The sequence below is a fragment of the Colwellia sp. E150_009 genome (genome assembly GCF_053543955.1).
This window is the reverse complement of the sequence record NZ_JBHFOM010000038.1, coordinates 1-17,073: the sequence shown is the minus strand read 5'-3', so window position 1 is coordinate 17,073 and position 17,073 is coordinate 1. Positions and strand designations below refer to the sequence as shown.

Below are 17,073 nucleotides of genomic sequence, written 5' to 3'. Positions count from 1 at the left end.
CATTGTAAATAAAAGTTAACAAAACAAAAATAACACAATAAATTCATAAAGTTAAAAGAAAAATGAAAAATATGTAAATAAAATGTGACAAAAATGATATTTTATAAATTTTCAATTTATGCTCAAATGCTAATATAGCGCTAATGTTTATCAGAAAAGTTAAATGAGCGAGTGTTAGAGTCAAAGTAAATGTTATAGTAAGCATTAAGTTTACTTACTATTTCCACACTAGGTTAAATAATGAATTCTATTGAGCGTTTATCTCAATTAATAAAAACACTTGATGCTAAAGCCAAACAAATTGACGAACACAATACACAATTAAAAGTACATCGTTTAATTGAGAATAATAACTTATTTTCATCAACACTTTTTACAAGTCAAAGTGATCAATTTAGCCCCTATATAATTGAAATAAAACGTAAAATCACCGAATTTTCTCGCTTAGTTGTGGCCAATAAAGTTGAACTTTCTAAAGTTCTTTTACAACATATAGAACAACAAATATCTGCTATATCAAATGCTTTACACTCAAATTCAGTAATGCATCAAGCTGCAAAGCTAAGTTTTGACGCCAATCATAAGGTGCGGATCAAAAAAGCAAAACTCAAACAAGCAAATAAGTATAGTGAGATAACTAAAAAAATTATGCTTAATAGTCATCAGCTCTATCAGAAGTTAGCAGAACACCATGAATTTGAACGTCGATTAATGGATATGCTAGCTGAACGTGAAATTGCTCGAGTACAATGCAAAAAACATGAAGCTGATAAGCTGTCAGCCGAAGTACTTGCTTTACACCAACGCTTAGGTCGCTGTCGAAAAGCCATATCAGCAATTGAACGTGATATCGAAATGGCTGAAAAACATTAGTTAACGTAGAATTAAATTAGCGTTTTTACAAATCACAGGTTAACCTTAAATCAGGAAAATAAATTTTAGGAAATATACAATGAAACTATCTGATGATATTCATAATTATTATGAAAAACTTGTAATGCAACACTTTACTTTGTCTAAATTTAATGAGAAGTATGATGAAGACTTTATCGCTGATCTGATTTGTATTGTATTAAATCAGCTACCTACTCGCTATATCCGCCATGAGGTTGATATGGCCTTTTATCTGCCCGCTTCTGAGCGTTTTGAAATGGAAACCAAAGTAAAAAAGGCTGTTGACAAAGCCTTGGAATTTATGAGAGCACATCGAGCAGAAAATAATTAATTCCCTTTTGAATTTAACATTATCAACTTACTTAAATTAGCATGTTATTGTGCCTACCCAGTATATAAGTAAAGTGTGCTCAAACCAGCTTAAAATGCAGGATTCAGCTGAAACGAGCATCTTGAGGTGGTTTGGGTATATTACAAAATAAAAAGGGTGAATAACTTAATATTCACCCTTTTTTTATCATCAAACTTAACCAAAAATTTTTCTATTCGAAAGTTACTTTTTAGCCAATTTTTCTTTGATACGTGCAGATTTACCTGAACGTTCACGAAGATAGTAAAGTTTCGCTTGACGAACATCACCGCGACGTTTAACAGCAATTGAATCAACAATTGGGCTATGTGTCTGGAATACACGCTCTACACCAACACCGTTCGAAATTTTACGAACAGTGAACGCAGAATGTAGGCCACGGTTTTTAACAGCAATAACAACACCTTCAAATGCTTGAAGACGTGATTTATCACCTTCAGTAACTTTTACTTGAACTACAACAGTATCGCCTGGTGCGTATTCTGGTAGGTCTTTTTTTAATTGCTCTTGTTCGAGCATTTCAATAATTTTACTCATAATACCTTCTTCCTAGTATTCACAGTCTAAGTGGATTTTGTTTGCTTTTTAATAAAAGCTAACGTTCTTTCCTGCTCATCTGTCAGAGCTAGGTTAATTAATAATTCTGGTCTTCTGGTCCATGTTCTCAATAGAGACTGCTCTTGGCGCCATACACGTATATGTTCGTGATTTCCACTAAGTAGCACTTTCGGCACTGACATTTCATTCCCTGTTGAGGTAGTCAATACTTCTGGCCTAGTATAATGCGGACAATCTAATAAACCGTTAGAGAAAGAGTCCTGCTCTGCTGATTCTTTATGTCCTAATACACCAGGCACTAAACGTGCTACGGCATCTATTACATTCATCGCTGGCAATTCACCACCACTTAAAATGTAATCACCAACCGACCATTCTTCGTCAATATCTGACGTAATTAGCCGCTCGTCTATGCCTTCATAACGGCCTGCTATAAATATCAGGCAATCATTCTGTGCTAATTCACTAACACCTGCTTGGTCCAATTTCCGTCCCTGCGGTGACAAATAAATAACCTTCGCTTTTCTGCCATTCTCTTTTGCAGTTTTACGTGCAGCAGTTATGGCATCCTGTAGTGGTTGCACCATCATCAACATACCTGGACCACCGCCATAAGGACGATCATCAACAGTGCGATGTCGATCATGAGTAAAGTCTCTTGGGTTCCATTTATGGAACTCAATTAACCCACCACGGATCGCTCGGCCAGTCACCCCATACTCAGTAACAGCGTTAAACATTTCGGGAAAAAGGCTTATCACCCCTATCCACATTTTGTTCTTTTCTTTCTTTGTAGTATTAGTACAAGAATTAACACTAGTCACAAGTTAGAAACCTGGGTCCCAGTCAACACAAATTTGTTTATTTTCAATGCTTACCGACTCAACAACTTCTTCAAAAAGATATGGAATTAACCGCTCTTTTTTACCAAAACCGTCATTTAGGTTTGCTTTTACAACCAGTACATCGTTCGCGCCAGTTTCCATCATATCGGAAACCACTCCTAGGTCGTAACCTTTGGTGGTAACAACATTCATGCCGATCAAATCACGCCAATAGAATTCACCTTTCGGTAATTCAGGCAATGAACTTTCACTGGTTAATATTTCAGACCCAACCAATGCTTGCGCTTGATCTCTGTCATCAATGTTCCCCACTTTCACAATCAAGCCTTTGTTGTGCTTGCGCCAATCAGTAATTTCTACTGTTTGTATTTTATTTCCTAATTTTAATGACCAAGGAAAATAGTCAAGTATGGCATCTATTTCATCTGTGAATGAATGAATTTTCAACCAACCTTTGATACCGTAAACCGCGCCTACTTTACCTAAGATAATTTGATTTTCGTTATTCATAACAACTCACTACAAAATTAAACCTTACTTCTTATACTTACTAAGTAAAGCAATTAAGCCGCAACTTGTGCGTCTTTTACTAACTTAGCCACACGATCAGACACACCAGCACCTTGACCAACCCAATGGTTGATACGGTCTAGGTCTAAGCGTAATTTTTCAGCTTGACCTTGTGCTGTTGGGTTGAAGAAACCAACTTTCTCGATGAAACGACCATCGCGAGAGTTACGGCTATCTGCAACAACAACCTGATAGAATGGACGCTTTTTAGCGCCACCACGAGCTAAACGAATGGTAACCATATCGCCCTCTTTAATTTTAGTGTTAAAACGGATTTTTCCAGACACTTTCTGTCGACAAGCGACAGAAAAGCTCGCGTATTCTACGCTTTTAAGGATAAAAAGCAAGTATTGTTTTACTAAGCAACACAATGATAAAAACAAAAAAACCTAAACAAAGCATGTTTAGGTTTTTAGTTTTAAAGGTTCAGTGGCTCAAAAATAATTACAACTAACGGCCGAACATTCCACCGCCCCCCATTCCGCCAGGTGGCATCATGCCTTGCATACCTCGCATCATTTTTTTCATGCCACCTTTACCAGACATTTTTTTCATCATTTTCTGCATCTGAGAAAACTGTTTAAGTAACTTATTTACATCTTGAATTTGAGTACCTGAGCCGGCAGCGATACGGCGTTTACGTGAGCCTTTTATTATATCAGGGTGTTCACGCTCACCAGGGGTCATAGAATTAATAATGGCTTCCATTCTAATGGTTAACTTATCATCCATCTGATCTTTAACTTTATCAGACATATTGCCCATACCTGGTAGTTTATCCATCAACCCCATCATTCCACCCATGCTTTTCATTTGCACAAGCTGATCACGAAAATCTTCTAAGCTAAAACCTTTACCACTTTTTACTTTTTTGGCTAACTGTTCTGCTTTTTTTCTATCAACTTTTTGTTCAACTTCTTCAATAAGTGATAGAACATCGCCCATACCTAAAATGCGTGAGGCTATTCTGTCGGGATGAAATGGCTCTAAAGCTTCTATTTTTTCACCAACCCCCATGAATTTTATCGGTTTACCAGTTATGTGACGAATTGACAGTGCCGCACCACCGCGAGCATCACCATCAGTTTTCGTTAAAATAACACCTGTTAACGGTAAAGCATCATTAAAAGCTTTGGCGGTATTGGCAGCATCTTGACCTGTCATAGCATCAACAGTAAACAGCGTTTCAACAGGATTAATTGCTGCGTGTAGCGCTTTAATTTCATCCATCATGCTGTCGTCTACATGTAATCGACCAGCAGTATCGACAATAACAACATCAAAAAAGTTTTTCTTCGCGTGGTCAATAGCACTATTCGCTATATCAATAGGCTTTTGTTTAATATCACTAGGGAAAAAACCAACATTAATTTCAGTCGCTAAAGTTTCAAGCTGTTTTATAGCAGCTGGTCGGTAAACATCAGCACTGACGACTAATACCTTTTTCTTTTCACGTTCTGTTAAAAATTTTGCTAGCTTTGCAACCGATGTTGTTTTACCCGCCCCTTGCAAACCAGCCATTAAAACAATAGCGGGTGGTGTGGCTTTCAAGTTTAAGTTTTCGTTGATGCCACCCATGGCAAGCTCTAGTTCTTTTTGAACTATTTTTACGAATACTTGCCCTGGTGTTAAACTTTTAGAAACGTCCACACCAATAGCTTGTTCTTTTACTTTACTAACAAACTCTCTTATTACAGGTAGCGCAACATCAGCTTCAAGCAATGCCATACGCACTTCGCGCAATGTGTCTTTAATATTGTCTTCAGTCAACCGACCACGGCCACTGATATTTTTAAGGGTTTTACCTAATCGTTCGGAAAGATTTTCAAACATGAATGACTCTGATAACGCTTTTAAATAGCGAATAGTTGTGAAAATTAATACGGCTATTATACCCGTGATAAAAGCATTGTCGAGATCAGCGTTACGCAATCAATTATTTGTTACAAAAACAGTGAAAACAGAAGGAAATATAGTCAATATTTATCATTGAGAACTTCTCCATTGATAAAATCATGATACAATCAGACTTGTTGATTTACCTTACTTTTCATCTTATGGTTGTAATTATGGAACACCTATACTCTCTTGTTGACAACTTTATCGACCTCAGTGCAGAAGCAAGCCCTTGGTTGTTATTAGGCTTATTAATAGCAGGTTTAATGAAAGCTTGGGTACCAAGCAAAATTTTAAGCAAGCACTTAGGTAAAGGGAAATCAGCAATAGTAAAAGCTGCGCTAATTGGTGCGCCATTACCTTTATGTTCTTGTGGTGTAATTCCTGTAGCAACTGAGCTAAGACGTAGTGGTGCATCAGCACCAGCAACGGCATCTTTTTTAGTTGCCACGCCTGAGACTGGAATTGACTCGGTTTCAGTATCCTACGCATTGCTTGGCCCTGTTTTTGCTATTTATCGTCCTTTTGCTGCAATAATGTCAGCAATAATTACGGGCTTACTTGTTGCTACCACTAAAGAAGAGTCTATAACCCCCCCCGTAACAACGACTAAAGAAGGGACAACTAGCTGTTGTTCAAGCACAACAACCGTAGAGCCTTTACCTAAAGCAGAGGATAAAAGTACGTGTTGCAAGTCACAACCAATAAAAAAAGCTGAGTCGCCCGTACAAAGCAGTTGCTGCTCAAGCTCCTCCATTGAAAATTCATATCCCCAACCTTCAACCCAAAGCAGCTGTTGTTCTAGTAGTGCAACATCATCCATTGCTGATGTGTCATTAATAGAAAAGTCTTTCATATCAGATTTTATTGAAAAAACAAAAACAGGGGTTTACTACGCTTCAACAAAATTAATTGATGATATTATTATTTGGTTAGCTATTGGTATTACTTTTGCTGCCATTGTACGCACTTTTTTACCTGAAGAATTTTTACTAAATTATGGTAGCGGCTTGCCTGCAATGTTATTAATGATTGTGATATCAATTCCTATGTATATTTGTGCAACAGCATCAACGCCAATCGCCGCGGGCTTTATTATGGCAGGCTTATCTCCTGGTACCGCATTAGTATTTATGATGGCCGGTCCTGCAAGTAACATATCTACATTAGGTGTAATAAAAAATGAAATGGGCGGTGCTGTTTTAATACGTTATTTGCTGGGGGTAGCTTTATCTGCTCTGGGGTTTGCTATGTTACTTGATTATGGTTTAACTTTTTTTGCTATTAATATTACCGAGCAAATGTCTCATTCGCATGAAATGTTACCACAATGGTTTGGTTTAGCCTGTGCCTGCTTAATTGTCTTATTAGGAATTAAGCCATTAAGAAGATTAGTGCTTTAATTTAAATCAAGCAATGTAACATTTGTCATGGTAGTTAGTATTTTATCTGATAGAATCAGTAAATTGTGTTTACCATCTATATAATAGTAGGAGTTTAAGTTAGTGGAATCTTTGGTTATTGGATCAAGCATGGCATTTATTGCTTACATGCTCGCTACTATGGTAATTATATCTCGCTTATTTCACCCTAACGGCCCTAATCTTGAACGCGTGTTGATCCTAGCAACTACGGCCATTGCAATTCACTTATTTAATGATGCGCAGTTATTCTTCAACCCCAATAAAGGAATTAATTTCAGCCTTCCTAATGTAATTTCGCTCGTAAGCTTAATTATTACAATTGCTATTTCAATTGTAGCGCTGCGTGTTAAAGTTAATTTATTACTGCCTGTTATTTATGGTTTTGCTGGTATTTGGCAATTAGCACGAATATTTATTCCGTCAACAGAATCTATCCCTTTAGTTGCAGAGAAAATTATACTTATCAGTCACATAAGCATTGCATTAATTGCTTACTGTATATTAATTATTGCAACATTATACGCGTTCCAAGTCAGTTATATAAACCTAAAATTAAAAAGTAAAAATCTAACAGCAGTAGTACATTTGCCGCCATTAATGCAGGTAGAAAAGCAATTATTTCTTATTTTAACAGTAGGAACATTAGCTTTATTTGCTAGCGAATTAATAGGTTTAGCATTTTTAGACGGGTATTTTGCTAAAGAAAACATACATAAAACAGTATTATCACTTATCGCGATGTTTATTTATATTGTGATATTACTTGGCCATTATTTACAAGGTTGGCGTGGGCATCGGGTTTTAGTGTTAACCATGACTGCTAGTACGCTATTAACCTTATCTTATTTCGGTAGTCGATTCGTCAAAGAGTTTCTGCTATCTTAAATTTATTATTAATTACATAAGGTACCTCCTTTTTGGATAACATATCAATTCAGATGCTTTTTATTATTCTTGGCATACTGATACTCATTTCAGCTTACTTCTCTGGCTCAGAAACGGGCATGATGTCGCTAAATCGTTATAAATTAAGACATCTCGAAAAAGAAAAACATAAGGGGGCTAAACGCGTAAGCAAACTGCTAAAACGTCCAGACAGACTCATTGGCTTAATTTTAATTGGTAATAATTTAGTTAATATAGCCGCTTCTGCCATTGCGACTATTATTGCATTAAGATTATCAAGTGAAATGGGAATATCTGACGATATAGCTGTGCTAGCAGCAACCATTATACTGACTTTAGTTGTGTTAATTTTTGCTGAAGTAACACCTAAAACGCTTGCCGCTTTGTACCCTGAAAAAATAGCCTTCCCTAGTTCAATTTTCTTAACATTATTATTAAAAATATTACTACCTTTTGTTATGGCAGTGAACTGGATTACAAATGGTATTTTAATGCTATTAGGCATTAGCTCAGAACAAAGAGAACAACACAGTTTAAGTAGTGAAGAGCTACGGTCTGTCGTCAATGAGTCTAGAGCATTATTACATGCACAAGATCATAGTATGCTCATGAGTATACTTGATTTAGAAAAAGTAACCGTAGATGACATCATGATTCCACGTAGTGAATTAATCGGTATTGATGTGAATGACGACTGGAAGAAAATTCAAAAGCAACTTACCCAAGCAAACCATACTCGCGTACTTTTATACCGTGACAATATAGACGATGTTGTTGGCTATATTCATGCGCGCGACGCATTAAAATTATTATCTAAAAATCAATTTACTAAAGCTACATTATTACGTGCTGTACGCGAGCTCTATTATATTCCAGAGGGTACACCTTTGAATATTCAACTATTAAAATTTCAACACGCTAAAGAAAGGTTAGGATTAGTTGTAGACGAGTATGGTGATATTCAAGGCTTAGTAACATTAGAAGATATTTTAGAAGAGATTGTTGGTGATTTTACTACAACTCAAACACCAACCCCTAGTGATGCTGTTACATTGCAGCCTGATGGAAGCTATCTAGTAGACGGCAGCGCAAGTATACGCGATGTGAATAAAGAAATGTCATGGAAATTACCAACAGATGGCCCTAAAACACTGAACGGTTTGATTATTGAACATCTAGAAGATATTCCACAAAACAACTTAAGTGTACGTATCGCTGGCTATCCAGTTGAAATTGTAGAAGCATCAGAAAATAGAATAGAAACAGTACGTGTAATGCCTGAATATTTTATTAGTGAAGATGATGAAGATAAATAAGCCTTTTCATTCACAGCAATAAAGTTAATCACAATGTTATCCACAAGAGAAATAATAGAAATAGCTTTCCACAATTTCTGTGGATAACAATGCCAAAGCCCATTTAGAACAGCTTTTAACTTTTACAACAGTTTTTTAATAAAAAATTTAATGTTTTTTTTCGAAAACGCACCAATATATTTATAAGCATATTGCAGCCTTGTTTAACCACATATTATAAATAGAAACAACATGTCAAAGCCCTAAATGAATTAACTATAGATAGAAAATACCTATTAGTATTTCTATCTATAGGTAATAAAATTTAGCCAAAGAACAAGCGCCATAACCAACCATGATTTAAACTCTCTTCACAACTTTTTAACTGTGATGAATAACGACGAGCACGGTTATCTACTTTTCTAGCCACCTTCACTAACCATGATTTCTTTTTATAGGTTTTACGTTTAAAGCCACCCCAACCTTCATGATAATTCAAATATTGATTGTAGGCATCCCACTTTGAAACCCCATTAATTCTCTGTGTTTTAAAGATAAACCACCCCATAAAATCAATGGCATCTTCAAAATCATCGCGGTCAGCACCACCATTTCCTGTTTCTTTAATATAATCATCCCAAGTCATCGTTTTAGCTTGTGAATAGCCATAAGCACTACTTACTCTTCCCCAAGGAATAAAGCCAAATAAGTAGTCGCGTGGAGGTAATGCATCATGTTTAAAAGAACTTTCTTGATACATCATACTCATAGGTACATGAATTGGTACCCCCCAACGGTCTCGTACATCTTTGGCTGCAAAATACCAACTTCTATGCTCGCGAAATATTTCACAAACATTCTCAGGATTGCTCGGTGGAGGAGTAGCACAACTTGTTAACAATAAAATACCGCTCAACACAACATAAGGGAATTTTTTAATAGGCATAACAACACTTGAAAATATAAACAATGATGGTAATAGTGCCAGATTTTTAATAACTTAACATTATCAACAATATTTTTTTCACTATTTTTATTTTTTTAAAAATAAATTGAACTTAATAGAAAAAACAGACTCTTACTTAATAGTTATGTTTTTCCCTTAGTATTTCATGTTTTTGCATCTATTTTTATAGATGCTTTTTTTTGCTTAAAATACGACAAAAATTACTATATTTAGGAAAGTTTAGTTTTTAGATAATTATTTTTAAAACTAAGTTGAACTTAATTGGGAAAACATACTCATACTTAATAGTAATATCATGTTATTCCCTTAGTGTTTTATGCATCTATGTTTATAGATGCATTTTTTTTGCCTGTTATTTGAAATAGCTAATCAAGAAATCATCAAAATTTAAGGTATCACTTTCTTCAATACTTCGTTGTGTTTGATGTGACTTTTCTGCCTCATCAACAAAATATTGTTGTGAATAAAACTGATAATCACGTGCAACCGTTTCATCTCGATATTTAGAGGCTAACCCTAGTGAATATTCTGTAAGGCTTTGCTCTTGATCTATCAAAATAGATAACACTTTAGCTGAAGGTGTTAAACTAGGATCATTGATTTTGGCTCGTTCACGAATGATAGACTCTGAGTATTGTGTGGTTTGATACGCTTTATCTAAAAGCAAGGCAACCTTTTCCATCTCATCAAATAACTCATTTCCCCATTCTGGCACTGATTTTAAACTGACTTCCCCTTCGCAATTAACATCTGAAAGCAATAACTCAGGATCACGCCCACGTACTACCACTTCATTCATATTGTTTTCAAACTTCTTTTGAGAGTCACAATCAAATTTTTTGTTTTCAACAAAAGCACAATAAGTAATAAAGATATCTAAAAAGTAAATTTGTTCAAGGCTAATGCCAGTGTCCACAAAAGGGTTTACATCAAGTGCTCTTACTTCAATGTATTCAACCCCTCGATCTCTTAATGCTTGTGAGGGCTTTTCTCCTGGCCTCATCACTTGTTTGGGACGAATAGGTGCATACAACTCATTTTCAATTTGTAAAACATTGGCATTTAGCTGCTGATATTCTCCATTTACTTTCACCCCTATTTTATCAAACTCGTCTGACTTCAAACGTATGGCATCTTGTACGGCATCAACATAATCATGCAAGTTGTTATAGCATATTTTTAAATTTGACTGTTCACTACTTGTGTAGCCTAAATCACTCATACGTAAAGACGTGGCGTATTGTAAATACAAAGCACCTGAGGATGATTTTTTAAATGGTAGCGGAGTTGTTTTACCTTGTAGGAAAGAACTGCATAAGGCTGGTGATGCGCCATATAAATAAGGAATTAGCCAGCAGTAACGTTTATAATTTCTTAAAATGGAAAAATATTGATCAGAAATAAAATCATTTAACGGTTGTTCATTTGCTTGTGGCTGTAAATTTTGAATTATTTGCCAAAAACTCTGAGAAAATGAAAAATTAAAGTGGATACCAGCAATCACTTGCATCATTGATCCATAGCGGTTTTTAAGCCCTCGGCGATAAACTGTTTTCATTTTTCCAATATTTGAATTGCCATATTGCGCCAACGGAACCTTGTCTGCATCATCAACAAAACACGGCATACTCATTGGCCATAACAACTCACCACTAATATGAGAAAAAGTAAATTTCTGAATATCTTGTAGCTGTGCAATAGCATCTTCAGGTGAATGACTAACAGGGGTAATAAATTCTAATAATGTTTCAGAGTAATCTGTTGTTATTTGGCTGTGTGTAAGTGCTGCTCCTAAATCACTATAATGACCGTGATCTGAAAGTTTCCCTTCGGGTAATACCCTTAACGCTTCTCGTTCAATACCGCGGCCAATATCGGCAAGTGTTTTAAAGTTTTCATTTTGATTGAAAGCGTCAATATAATGGTTTAATGATAATGTCAAAATAATTCCTAACGGTGGCAAAAAATTTGCCCTATTCATTCGCTTTAAATAAGGCCATTTTATTCATTTTCAAGTAAAAACTAATTTGCAGATAGTAATATACCAACATGGAATAAACTACCATGCTTAATTACACAACGCTTTACTTGACTAACTGCAACTCAACAATGTCTAAATTCATTTTTTCTAGCTGTGACCTAATGACTTGACCGTCCCCAACCACAATCCATTGCATTGGTTGACTCAATTCTTTTTTAGCAATATCACTTAATTCTTTCTTTGTTATTGATGTAATTATATTATTTTGTTGCTCACTATAATTTTCTGGTAAATTAAATTGTAATAATTGTCTTAAAAAACCACTTTTCTTTCTTGGCGTTTCATAACTTAATGCTTCATTCTGCGAAATAGCTTGACGCATAAAGTTTACTTCTTCTTGAGTTAAGCCATTTTTCTGGTAATTATTTAATTCTTTTTCTATTTCAATCATGGCATCAAAAGTATGTTCTTTTTTCACACTTGCACCCGCAACGAACCGACCTAATGTTTTTCCTGCAACAAAGGAACTCGACGCGCCATAAGTATAGCCTTTGTTTTCACGAAGGTTTAAATTTATACGGCTATTAAAAGCGCTTCCTAAAGGATAGTTCATGAGAGTAGCCCTAAAATACTCACCGGTTGCATCATAAACCATTGCACGTCGACTGTAATTGATAACTGACTGACTAGCATTAGGTAAATCAACAAAATAAAGTTTATTAGGCATTATTTGAGGAAACTCTTTATGGGTAGGTATGCTGTAGTCTTTTCCTTGCCAAGATTTTAAATAACCAAGCTTAGGCAATAATTCATTTTTACTTATGTCTCCAACAACCACTAGACTGGCATGTGTTGGTGAAAAATATGTCTGATAAAAACGCTTAACATCTTCTAAAGTAATGGTAGAAACCGTTTTAATTGTACCTTCATCAGCTAAACCAACGCGGTTATTTTTACCATAAATAACTTGTTTTTGTGCTCTACTTGCTAATGTTCTAGCATCTTTATTGCCTTGCTCTAACATTTGTATGAGTTGGTTTTTAACACGATTAAAATCATTCTCTTCAAAAGCAGGATTCAGCATCATGTCCAACATCAATAATAAAGTAGCATCCAAGTTTTTTACTAAAGAATTAACACGAATGGTCGTATTTCTACCATTGGCACTAATACTTATATCGCTGCCTAACTTCGCGAGCTCATTAGATAACTCTTCTTTAATATAATTTGTTGTTCCTTCATTCATTAAACTAGCAGTAAGTGAGGCTAAACCTGCTTTTTCGATAGGATCAAGTAAAGGGCCACCTTCAATACTCAGTAATAAATTGACTGTTGGAGTTTCGCCATTCTTAGTACCAATGATTTGTAATCCATTGTTGAACTTATCACGCCACAAAGCTGGCACATCAACTTGTGGGTTGGCACTCGATGTTGGCATAACAGAACGATCAAAAGTGCTCACGTTTTTCATAATAGGCACATCAAGATGAGCAAGTTTAGGGGGGGTACTTATATCGGGTAATGTAAAGTTATCTGCTTTGGCTATTACTTGTTTTTGACCATTAGGATAAATAGATAATATTGCAGCGCCTTTGCCCTTTATATATTTTTGATAAACACGCATTACATCGGCCTTAGTCACGTTGTTATAACGTGCAACTTGTTGTGCGGTGTAATCAGCATTATCTAAAACTGTTTCAAAATGCGCTAACGTTGACACCTTTCCTGAAACACTTTGCAGTCCATAAATAGTACCTGTTTCTATGCTTACTTTAGTTTTTAATAAATCATCATCATTAACACCGCGTGTTTCAAATTCAAGTAAGGTGTCATTAATAATCTGTTCAACTTTAGCCAATTCCATTCCTTGTTGCGGATTTGGTAAAGCAAAAAAACTCATTTGGCAGGCTAGTTCTTTACAAGGATGACTTGCCCCCGCCTGTACAGCAATACCCGATTTAACTAAATTTTTATACAGTAAAGACGTTGGACCGTTACCTATAATATTAGAAAACACATCTAAAGCAGCTTCATCTTCATGCATACCATAAACTGTGGGGTAACTAATATAAAGTAATGGAAGGGAAACATTATCACTAAATGAATAATAACGATTCTCCGATAAGCTGGTTAATGATTTAGGGATATTGCTCACATCGGGGCCTCGTTTTAAATCACCAAAATATTTATTAACCCACGACAATGTTTGTGCTTCATCAATATCACCACCAATAGTCAGCACCGCATTATTAGGACCATACCAACGACTAAAAAACGCTTTCAAATCAGTTACCGTTTCTCTATCCAAATCAGACATATAACCAATAACAGGCCATGAATAAGGGTGTTCACGCGGATAAATCATTTGATTTATTGTCTCATTCAATCGGCCATAAGGACGATTATCAACATTTTGACCCCGTTCATTTTTTACCGTTGCACGTTGAATTTCAAACTTTTCTTCCGTGATGGTTTCTAATAAAAACCCCATTCTGTCAGATTCAAGCCACAACATTTTTTCTAATTGATTTTTGGGAACAGTTTCATAATAATTAGTGCGATCAGTGTTTGTTGTGCCATTTAAATTACCACCACTTTGCGTTACAATTTTAAAATGTTGTTCATCGGCAACATTTTTAGACCCTTGAAACATCATGTGTTCAAAAAAATGAGCAAAACCAGACTTCCCTAATTGCTCTCTCGCTGAGCCAACATGATAGGTTACATCTACATGAACTAAGGGATCTGAGTTGTCTTGATGTAAAATAACCGTTAACCCGTTATCTAACTTGTATTTTTTAAAAGGAATGGCTAAACGGTCCTCGCTTTCTTCAACGCTTTCAAGTAAACGTACACCCTTAGGTAAATGGTTATTATCACTTGTTTTAAGTGTGTTTTTTTGGCTAGTACAGGCAAATAATGCCCCTGTTACTAAAATAATTGCGCCCAGCTTTGAGAAATAATTAAAGGTGTTTTTCAAAATAACATCCTGTTAAAAGAGTAAAATGAGGTTGATTGAATTATCATACCAAATAATCTTAGAAAGTAGACTTATTAAATGTTTAAAATTATTACACAAACAAGTGATTTTATCGTGGTATCAAAAAGTACTAATGTTAATTTTCATGATGAAGGGGAACTAGGTAAAGGGCTATTTTCACAAATTAAAAACTATGTATTACTCAATTCTACAGTAACTGACCTTTATCCTGTTCATCGATTAGATAAAATGACATCAGGGTTACTTATTTTTGCAACAAATAATAACTCTGCAAAGATTTTTGGGGAATTATTTCAAACTCACAAAATTGAAAAGTATTACCTTGCCATTAGCGATAAAAAACCAACGAAAAAACAAGGACTCATTAAAGGAGATATGGAAAAAAGTCGTCGAGGGATGTTTAAACTTATGCGCACTCAAAAAAAACCAGCTATTACACAATTTTTTTCTTATAGTATTGGCAATAAACAACGTTTATATCTATTAAAACCTCATTCAGGGAAAACCCATCAACTACGTGTCGCACTTAGTAGTATTGGTGCGCCTATTTTAGGTGATTCGCTATATTATTCAAACCCAAATATGGAATTAAACTTGATAGCAGACAGAGGATATTTACATGCGTATGCTTTACGTTTCGAGTTTATGGGTAAGGAATATAAGTTTACTTTACCCCCTAACGAGGGAGCATTATTTTTAGCTAACAACTTCAAACAAAAATTGACCGAAGTTGCACACCCTTGGATGTTAAATTGGCCTAAATATAACGTTTAAGCCAATATCGTCACAATAAGAACTTCTTAGCCTTAGCGATATATCACAACGTATGCCAAAACACGGTACCAATTGCACTTGGACAAACAAATTTAATATACCAAGGCCAAATTTTCCAAAAAAAACTGTGCTCAACCTCGGCATGACCTTGCTTTAATTCTGTTAAAATTTCATTACGATGCCATATCCAACCAACAAAAATACAACATAACATGGCAATAATGGGTTGCCCATATTGAGTAGCTAGCACAGCAACAAAATCCAACATAAAGCTAATATTAGCAATAATAATGACACTCAACAGAAAAATACCAACACCAATGAATGTGGTTGCTTTTTCTCGCCGCAGATTATGACGTTCAACAACAAAAGAAACAGGACCTTCAAGCATAGAAATGCTTGATGTTAATGCCGCAATAGTCATTAACACAAAAAAACCAAAACCAACAAATAAGCCAACCGTTCCCATACCTGAAAAAAGAGAAGGTAAGACCGTAAAGACCAAGTTAGACCCAGAAATTAAGCTACCATCTTCAGCAAAAATTGCCACACCTTGTGCCTGCGCAACATACATAGCTGGAATAATTAACAGCCCAGCAAGAAAAGCAATAGACACATCAATTAACGTCACTTGTGCTCCTAATGTTACTAAATTTTCTTTCTTCGCAATATATGAACCGTAAATAACCATTACGCTCGTACCTAGTGATAAAGAAAAGAAGGCTTGGCCAAGCGCACTAATAAGTAAATCTGGTTCTAATACACGAGAAATATCTGGATTTAAATAGGCAACAAACCCTTCTTGAGAACCGTCAAGGGTAAAAACATAAGCAATTAATATAATTAATAAGCCTATCAACATAGGCATTAAACGTTTAGACCATTTTTCAATTCCTTGCTCAACGCCACGACGTATAATAGTGATAGTTAAGAGCATAAATAGAACAGTAAAGAGTAAATTTCGTAATAAAGATTGATTAATAAACCAGTCAGCTACTTGTGTTAAGCCAACAAGACGCGCTATTGGCTCAAACGCATATGACATCATCCATCCAGCAATAATGCCATAAAAACTTAAAATTAACGCTGCACAAAGAATGCCCCCAAAGCCAACAATAAAAGCAAAACGCTTTTGCCAATGATTACGTGACATTTTTTGCATTGATGTCACGGCATTAGCCTGACCATAGCGACCAATTAACAATTCAGCCATAAATGCGGGATAAGCTAAAAAAAAAGCTAAAATTAAATACACTAATACAAATGCTGCCCCGCCATTACTCGCTGTTTGCGTTGGAAACCCCCAAATATTACCCAACCCCACTGCCGAACCAGCAGCAGCCATAATAAAACCAATGCGCGAACTAAAACCACCTCTTGCTTTATTCATTAGTAACTCTCATTTATTATTCTCATTTTTATATTGTTTGTTAGCATAGAAGTAATACCAAGTTGATTAAGTTCTTTCCCTCTCAGCGAGAATTAAAAGGCTTAGAGGCACAGGTTATACGTTCCAAACATAACCTAAGTACCTACATCCATGTAGGCAAGGCATTGATTGAAGAGAATGGTCATTCCCTTGTCAAAATCAA

The 17,073-nt window shown here is 35.5% G+C and carries 15 protein-coding genes; 6 read left to right on the top strand and 9 right to left on the bottom strand.

All coding sequences use genetic code 11. The features are described 5' to 3' along the window. The first annotated feature begins 240 nt into the window (after positions 1-240). Both priC and ACE1OF_RS14965 read left to right on the top strand, forming a co-directional pair. Positions 241-873 carry a primosomal replication protein PriC gene (gene priC / locus ACE1OF_RS14970; protein ID WP_448895452.1) on the top strand — a complete coding sequence of 211 codons (633 nt, stop codon included), beginning with the start codon at positions 241-243 and terminating at the stop codon, positions 871-873. A 79-nt stretch (positions 874-952) separates the two neighbouring features. Continuing rightward, positions 953-1,225, top strand: coding sequence for a late competence development ComFB family protein (locus ACE1OF_RS14965; protein ID WP_448895451.1), 273 nt, complete (start codon positions 953-955; stop codon positions 1,223-1,225). Positions 1,226-1,447: 222 nt separating this feature from the next. Here ACE1OF_RS14965 and rplS read toward each other — a convergent pair whose 3' ends face one another. The 5 genes from rplS to ffh all read right to left on the bottom strand — a co-directional run bounded on the left by rplS (position 1,448) and on the right by ffh (position 5,070). Beyond that, complete coding sequence (gene rplS / locus ACE1OF_RS14960; protein ID WP_448895450.1) at positions 1,448-1,801, bottom strand: 50S ribosomal protein L19; 354 nt, start codon at positions 1,799-1,801, stop codon at positions 1,448-1,450. Between the two features lie 26 nt (positions 1,802-1,827). Beyond that, complete coding sequence (trmD, locus tag ACE1OF_RS14955; RefSeq protein ID WP_448895475.1) at positions 1,828-2,595, bottom strand: tRNA (guanosine(37)-N1)-methyltransferase TrmD; 768 nt, start codon at positions 2,593-2,595, stop codon at positions 1,828-1,830. A gap of 54 nt (positions 2,596-2,649) precedes the next feature. Beyond that, the gene (gene rimM / locus ACE1OF_RS14950) at positions 2,650-3,177 is read right to left on the bottom strand and encodes a ribosome maturation factor RimM (protein ID WP_448895449.1); all 528 of its coding nucleotides are present in this window, start codon (positions 3,175-3,177) and stop codon (positions 2,650-2,652) included. A gap of 53 nt (positions 3,178-3,230) precedes the next feature. Continuing rightward, a complete protein-coding gene (gene rpsP, locus ACE1OF_RS14945) occupies positions 3,231-3,479 on the bottom strand; it encodes a 30S ribosomal protein S16 (protein WP_448895474.1) in 249 nt (82 codons plus the stop codon). A gap of 208 nt (positions 3,480-3,687) precedes the next feature. Continuing rightward, complete coding sequence (gene ffh / locus ACE1OF_RS14940) at positions 3,688-5,070, bottom strand: signal recognition particle protein (RefSeq protein ID WP_448895473.1); 1,383 nt, start codon at positions 5,068-5,070, stop codon at positions 3,688-3,690. 236 nt (positions 5,071-5,306) lie between these two features. Between ffh and ACE1OF_RS14935 the strand changes: the two genes are divergently transcribed. From ACE1OF_RS14935 to ACE1OF_RS14925, 3 genes are all read left to right on the top strand, one after another. Continuing rightward, the gene (locus tag ACE1OF_RS14935) at positions 5,307-6,536 is read left to right on the top strand and encodes an SO_0444 family Cu/Zn efflux transporter (protein ID WP_448895448.1); all 1,230 of its coding nucleotides are present in this window, start codon (positions 5,307-5,309) and stop codon (positions 6,534-6,536) included. Between the two features lie 102 nt (positions 6,537-6,638). Beyond that, a complete protein-coding gene (locus ACE1OF_RS14930) occupies positions 6,639-7,442 on the top strand; it encodes a cytochrome C assembly family protein (RefSeq protein WP_448895447.1) in 804 nt (267 codons plus the stop codon). Positions 7,443-7,474: 32 nt separating this feature from the next. Further along, on the top strand, positions 7,475-8,779 hold the full coding sequence (locus ACE1OF_RS14925) for an HlyC/CorC family transporter (protein WP_448895446.1): 1,305 nt from the start codon (positions 7,475-7,477) through the stop codon (positions 8,777-8,779). 304 nt (positions 8,780-9,083) lie between these two features. Here the strand turns inward: ACE1OF_RS14925 and ACE1OF_RS14920 are convergent, their stop codons facing one another. The 3 genes from ACE1OF_RS14920 to ACE1OF_RS14910 form a co-directional block, all read right to left on the bottom strand. Further along, the gene (locus ACE1OF_RS14920; protein WP_448895445.1) at positions 9,084-9,704 is read right to left on the bottom strand and encodes a transglycosylase SLT domain-containing protein; all 621 of its coding nucleotides are present in this window, start codon (positions 9,702-9,704) and stop codon (positions 9,084-9,086) included. 373 nt (positions 9,705-10,077) lie between these two features. Further along, entirely contained in the window at positions 10,078-11,667 is a 1,590-nt protein-coding gene (gene gshA / locus ACE1OF_RS14915; protein WP_448895444.1) for a glutamate--cysteine ligase, read from the bottom strand. Between the two features lie 142 nt (positions 11,668-11,809). Next, positions 11,810-14,686, bottom strand: coding sequence for a M16 family metallopeptidase (locus ACE1OF_RS14910; protein WP_448895443.1), 2,877 nt, complete (start codon positions 14,684-14,686; stop codon positions 11,810-11,812). A gap of 78 nt (positions 14,687-14,764) precedes the next feature. Between ACE1OF_RS14910 and ACE1OF_RS14905 the strand changes: the two genes are divergently transcribed. Further along, positions 14,765-15,481: a TIGR01621 family pseudouridine synthase gene (locus tag ACE1OF_RS14905; RefSeq protein WP_448895442.1), complete on the top strand. Its 717-nt coding sequence runs from the start codon at positions 14,765-14,767 to the stop codon at positions 15,479-15,481. Positions 15,482-15,524: 43 nt separating this feature from the next. Here ACE1OF_RS14905 and ACE1OF_RS14900 read toward each other — a convergent pair whose 3' ends face one another. Next, entirely contained in the window at positions 15,525-16,871 is a 1,347-nt protein-coding gene (locus ACE1OF_RS14900; RefSeq protein WP_448895441.1) for a sodium-dependent transporter, read from the bottom strand. Between the last annotated feature and the right edge of the window lie 202 nt (positions 16,872-17,073).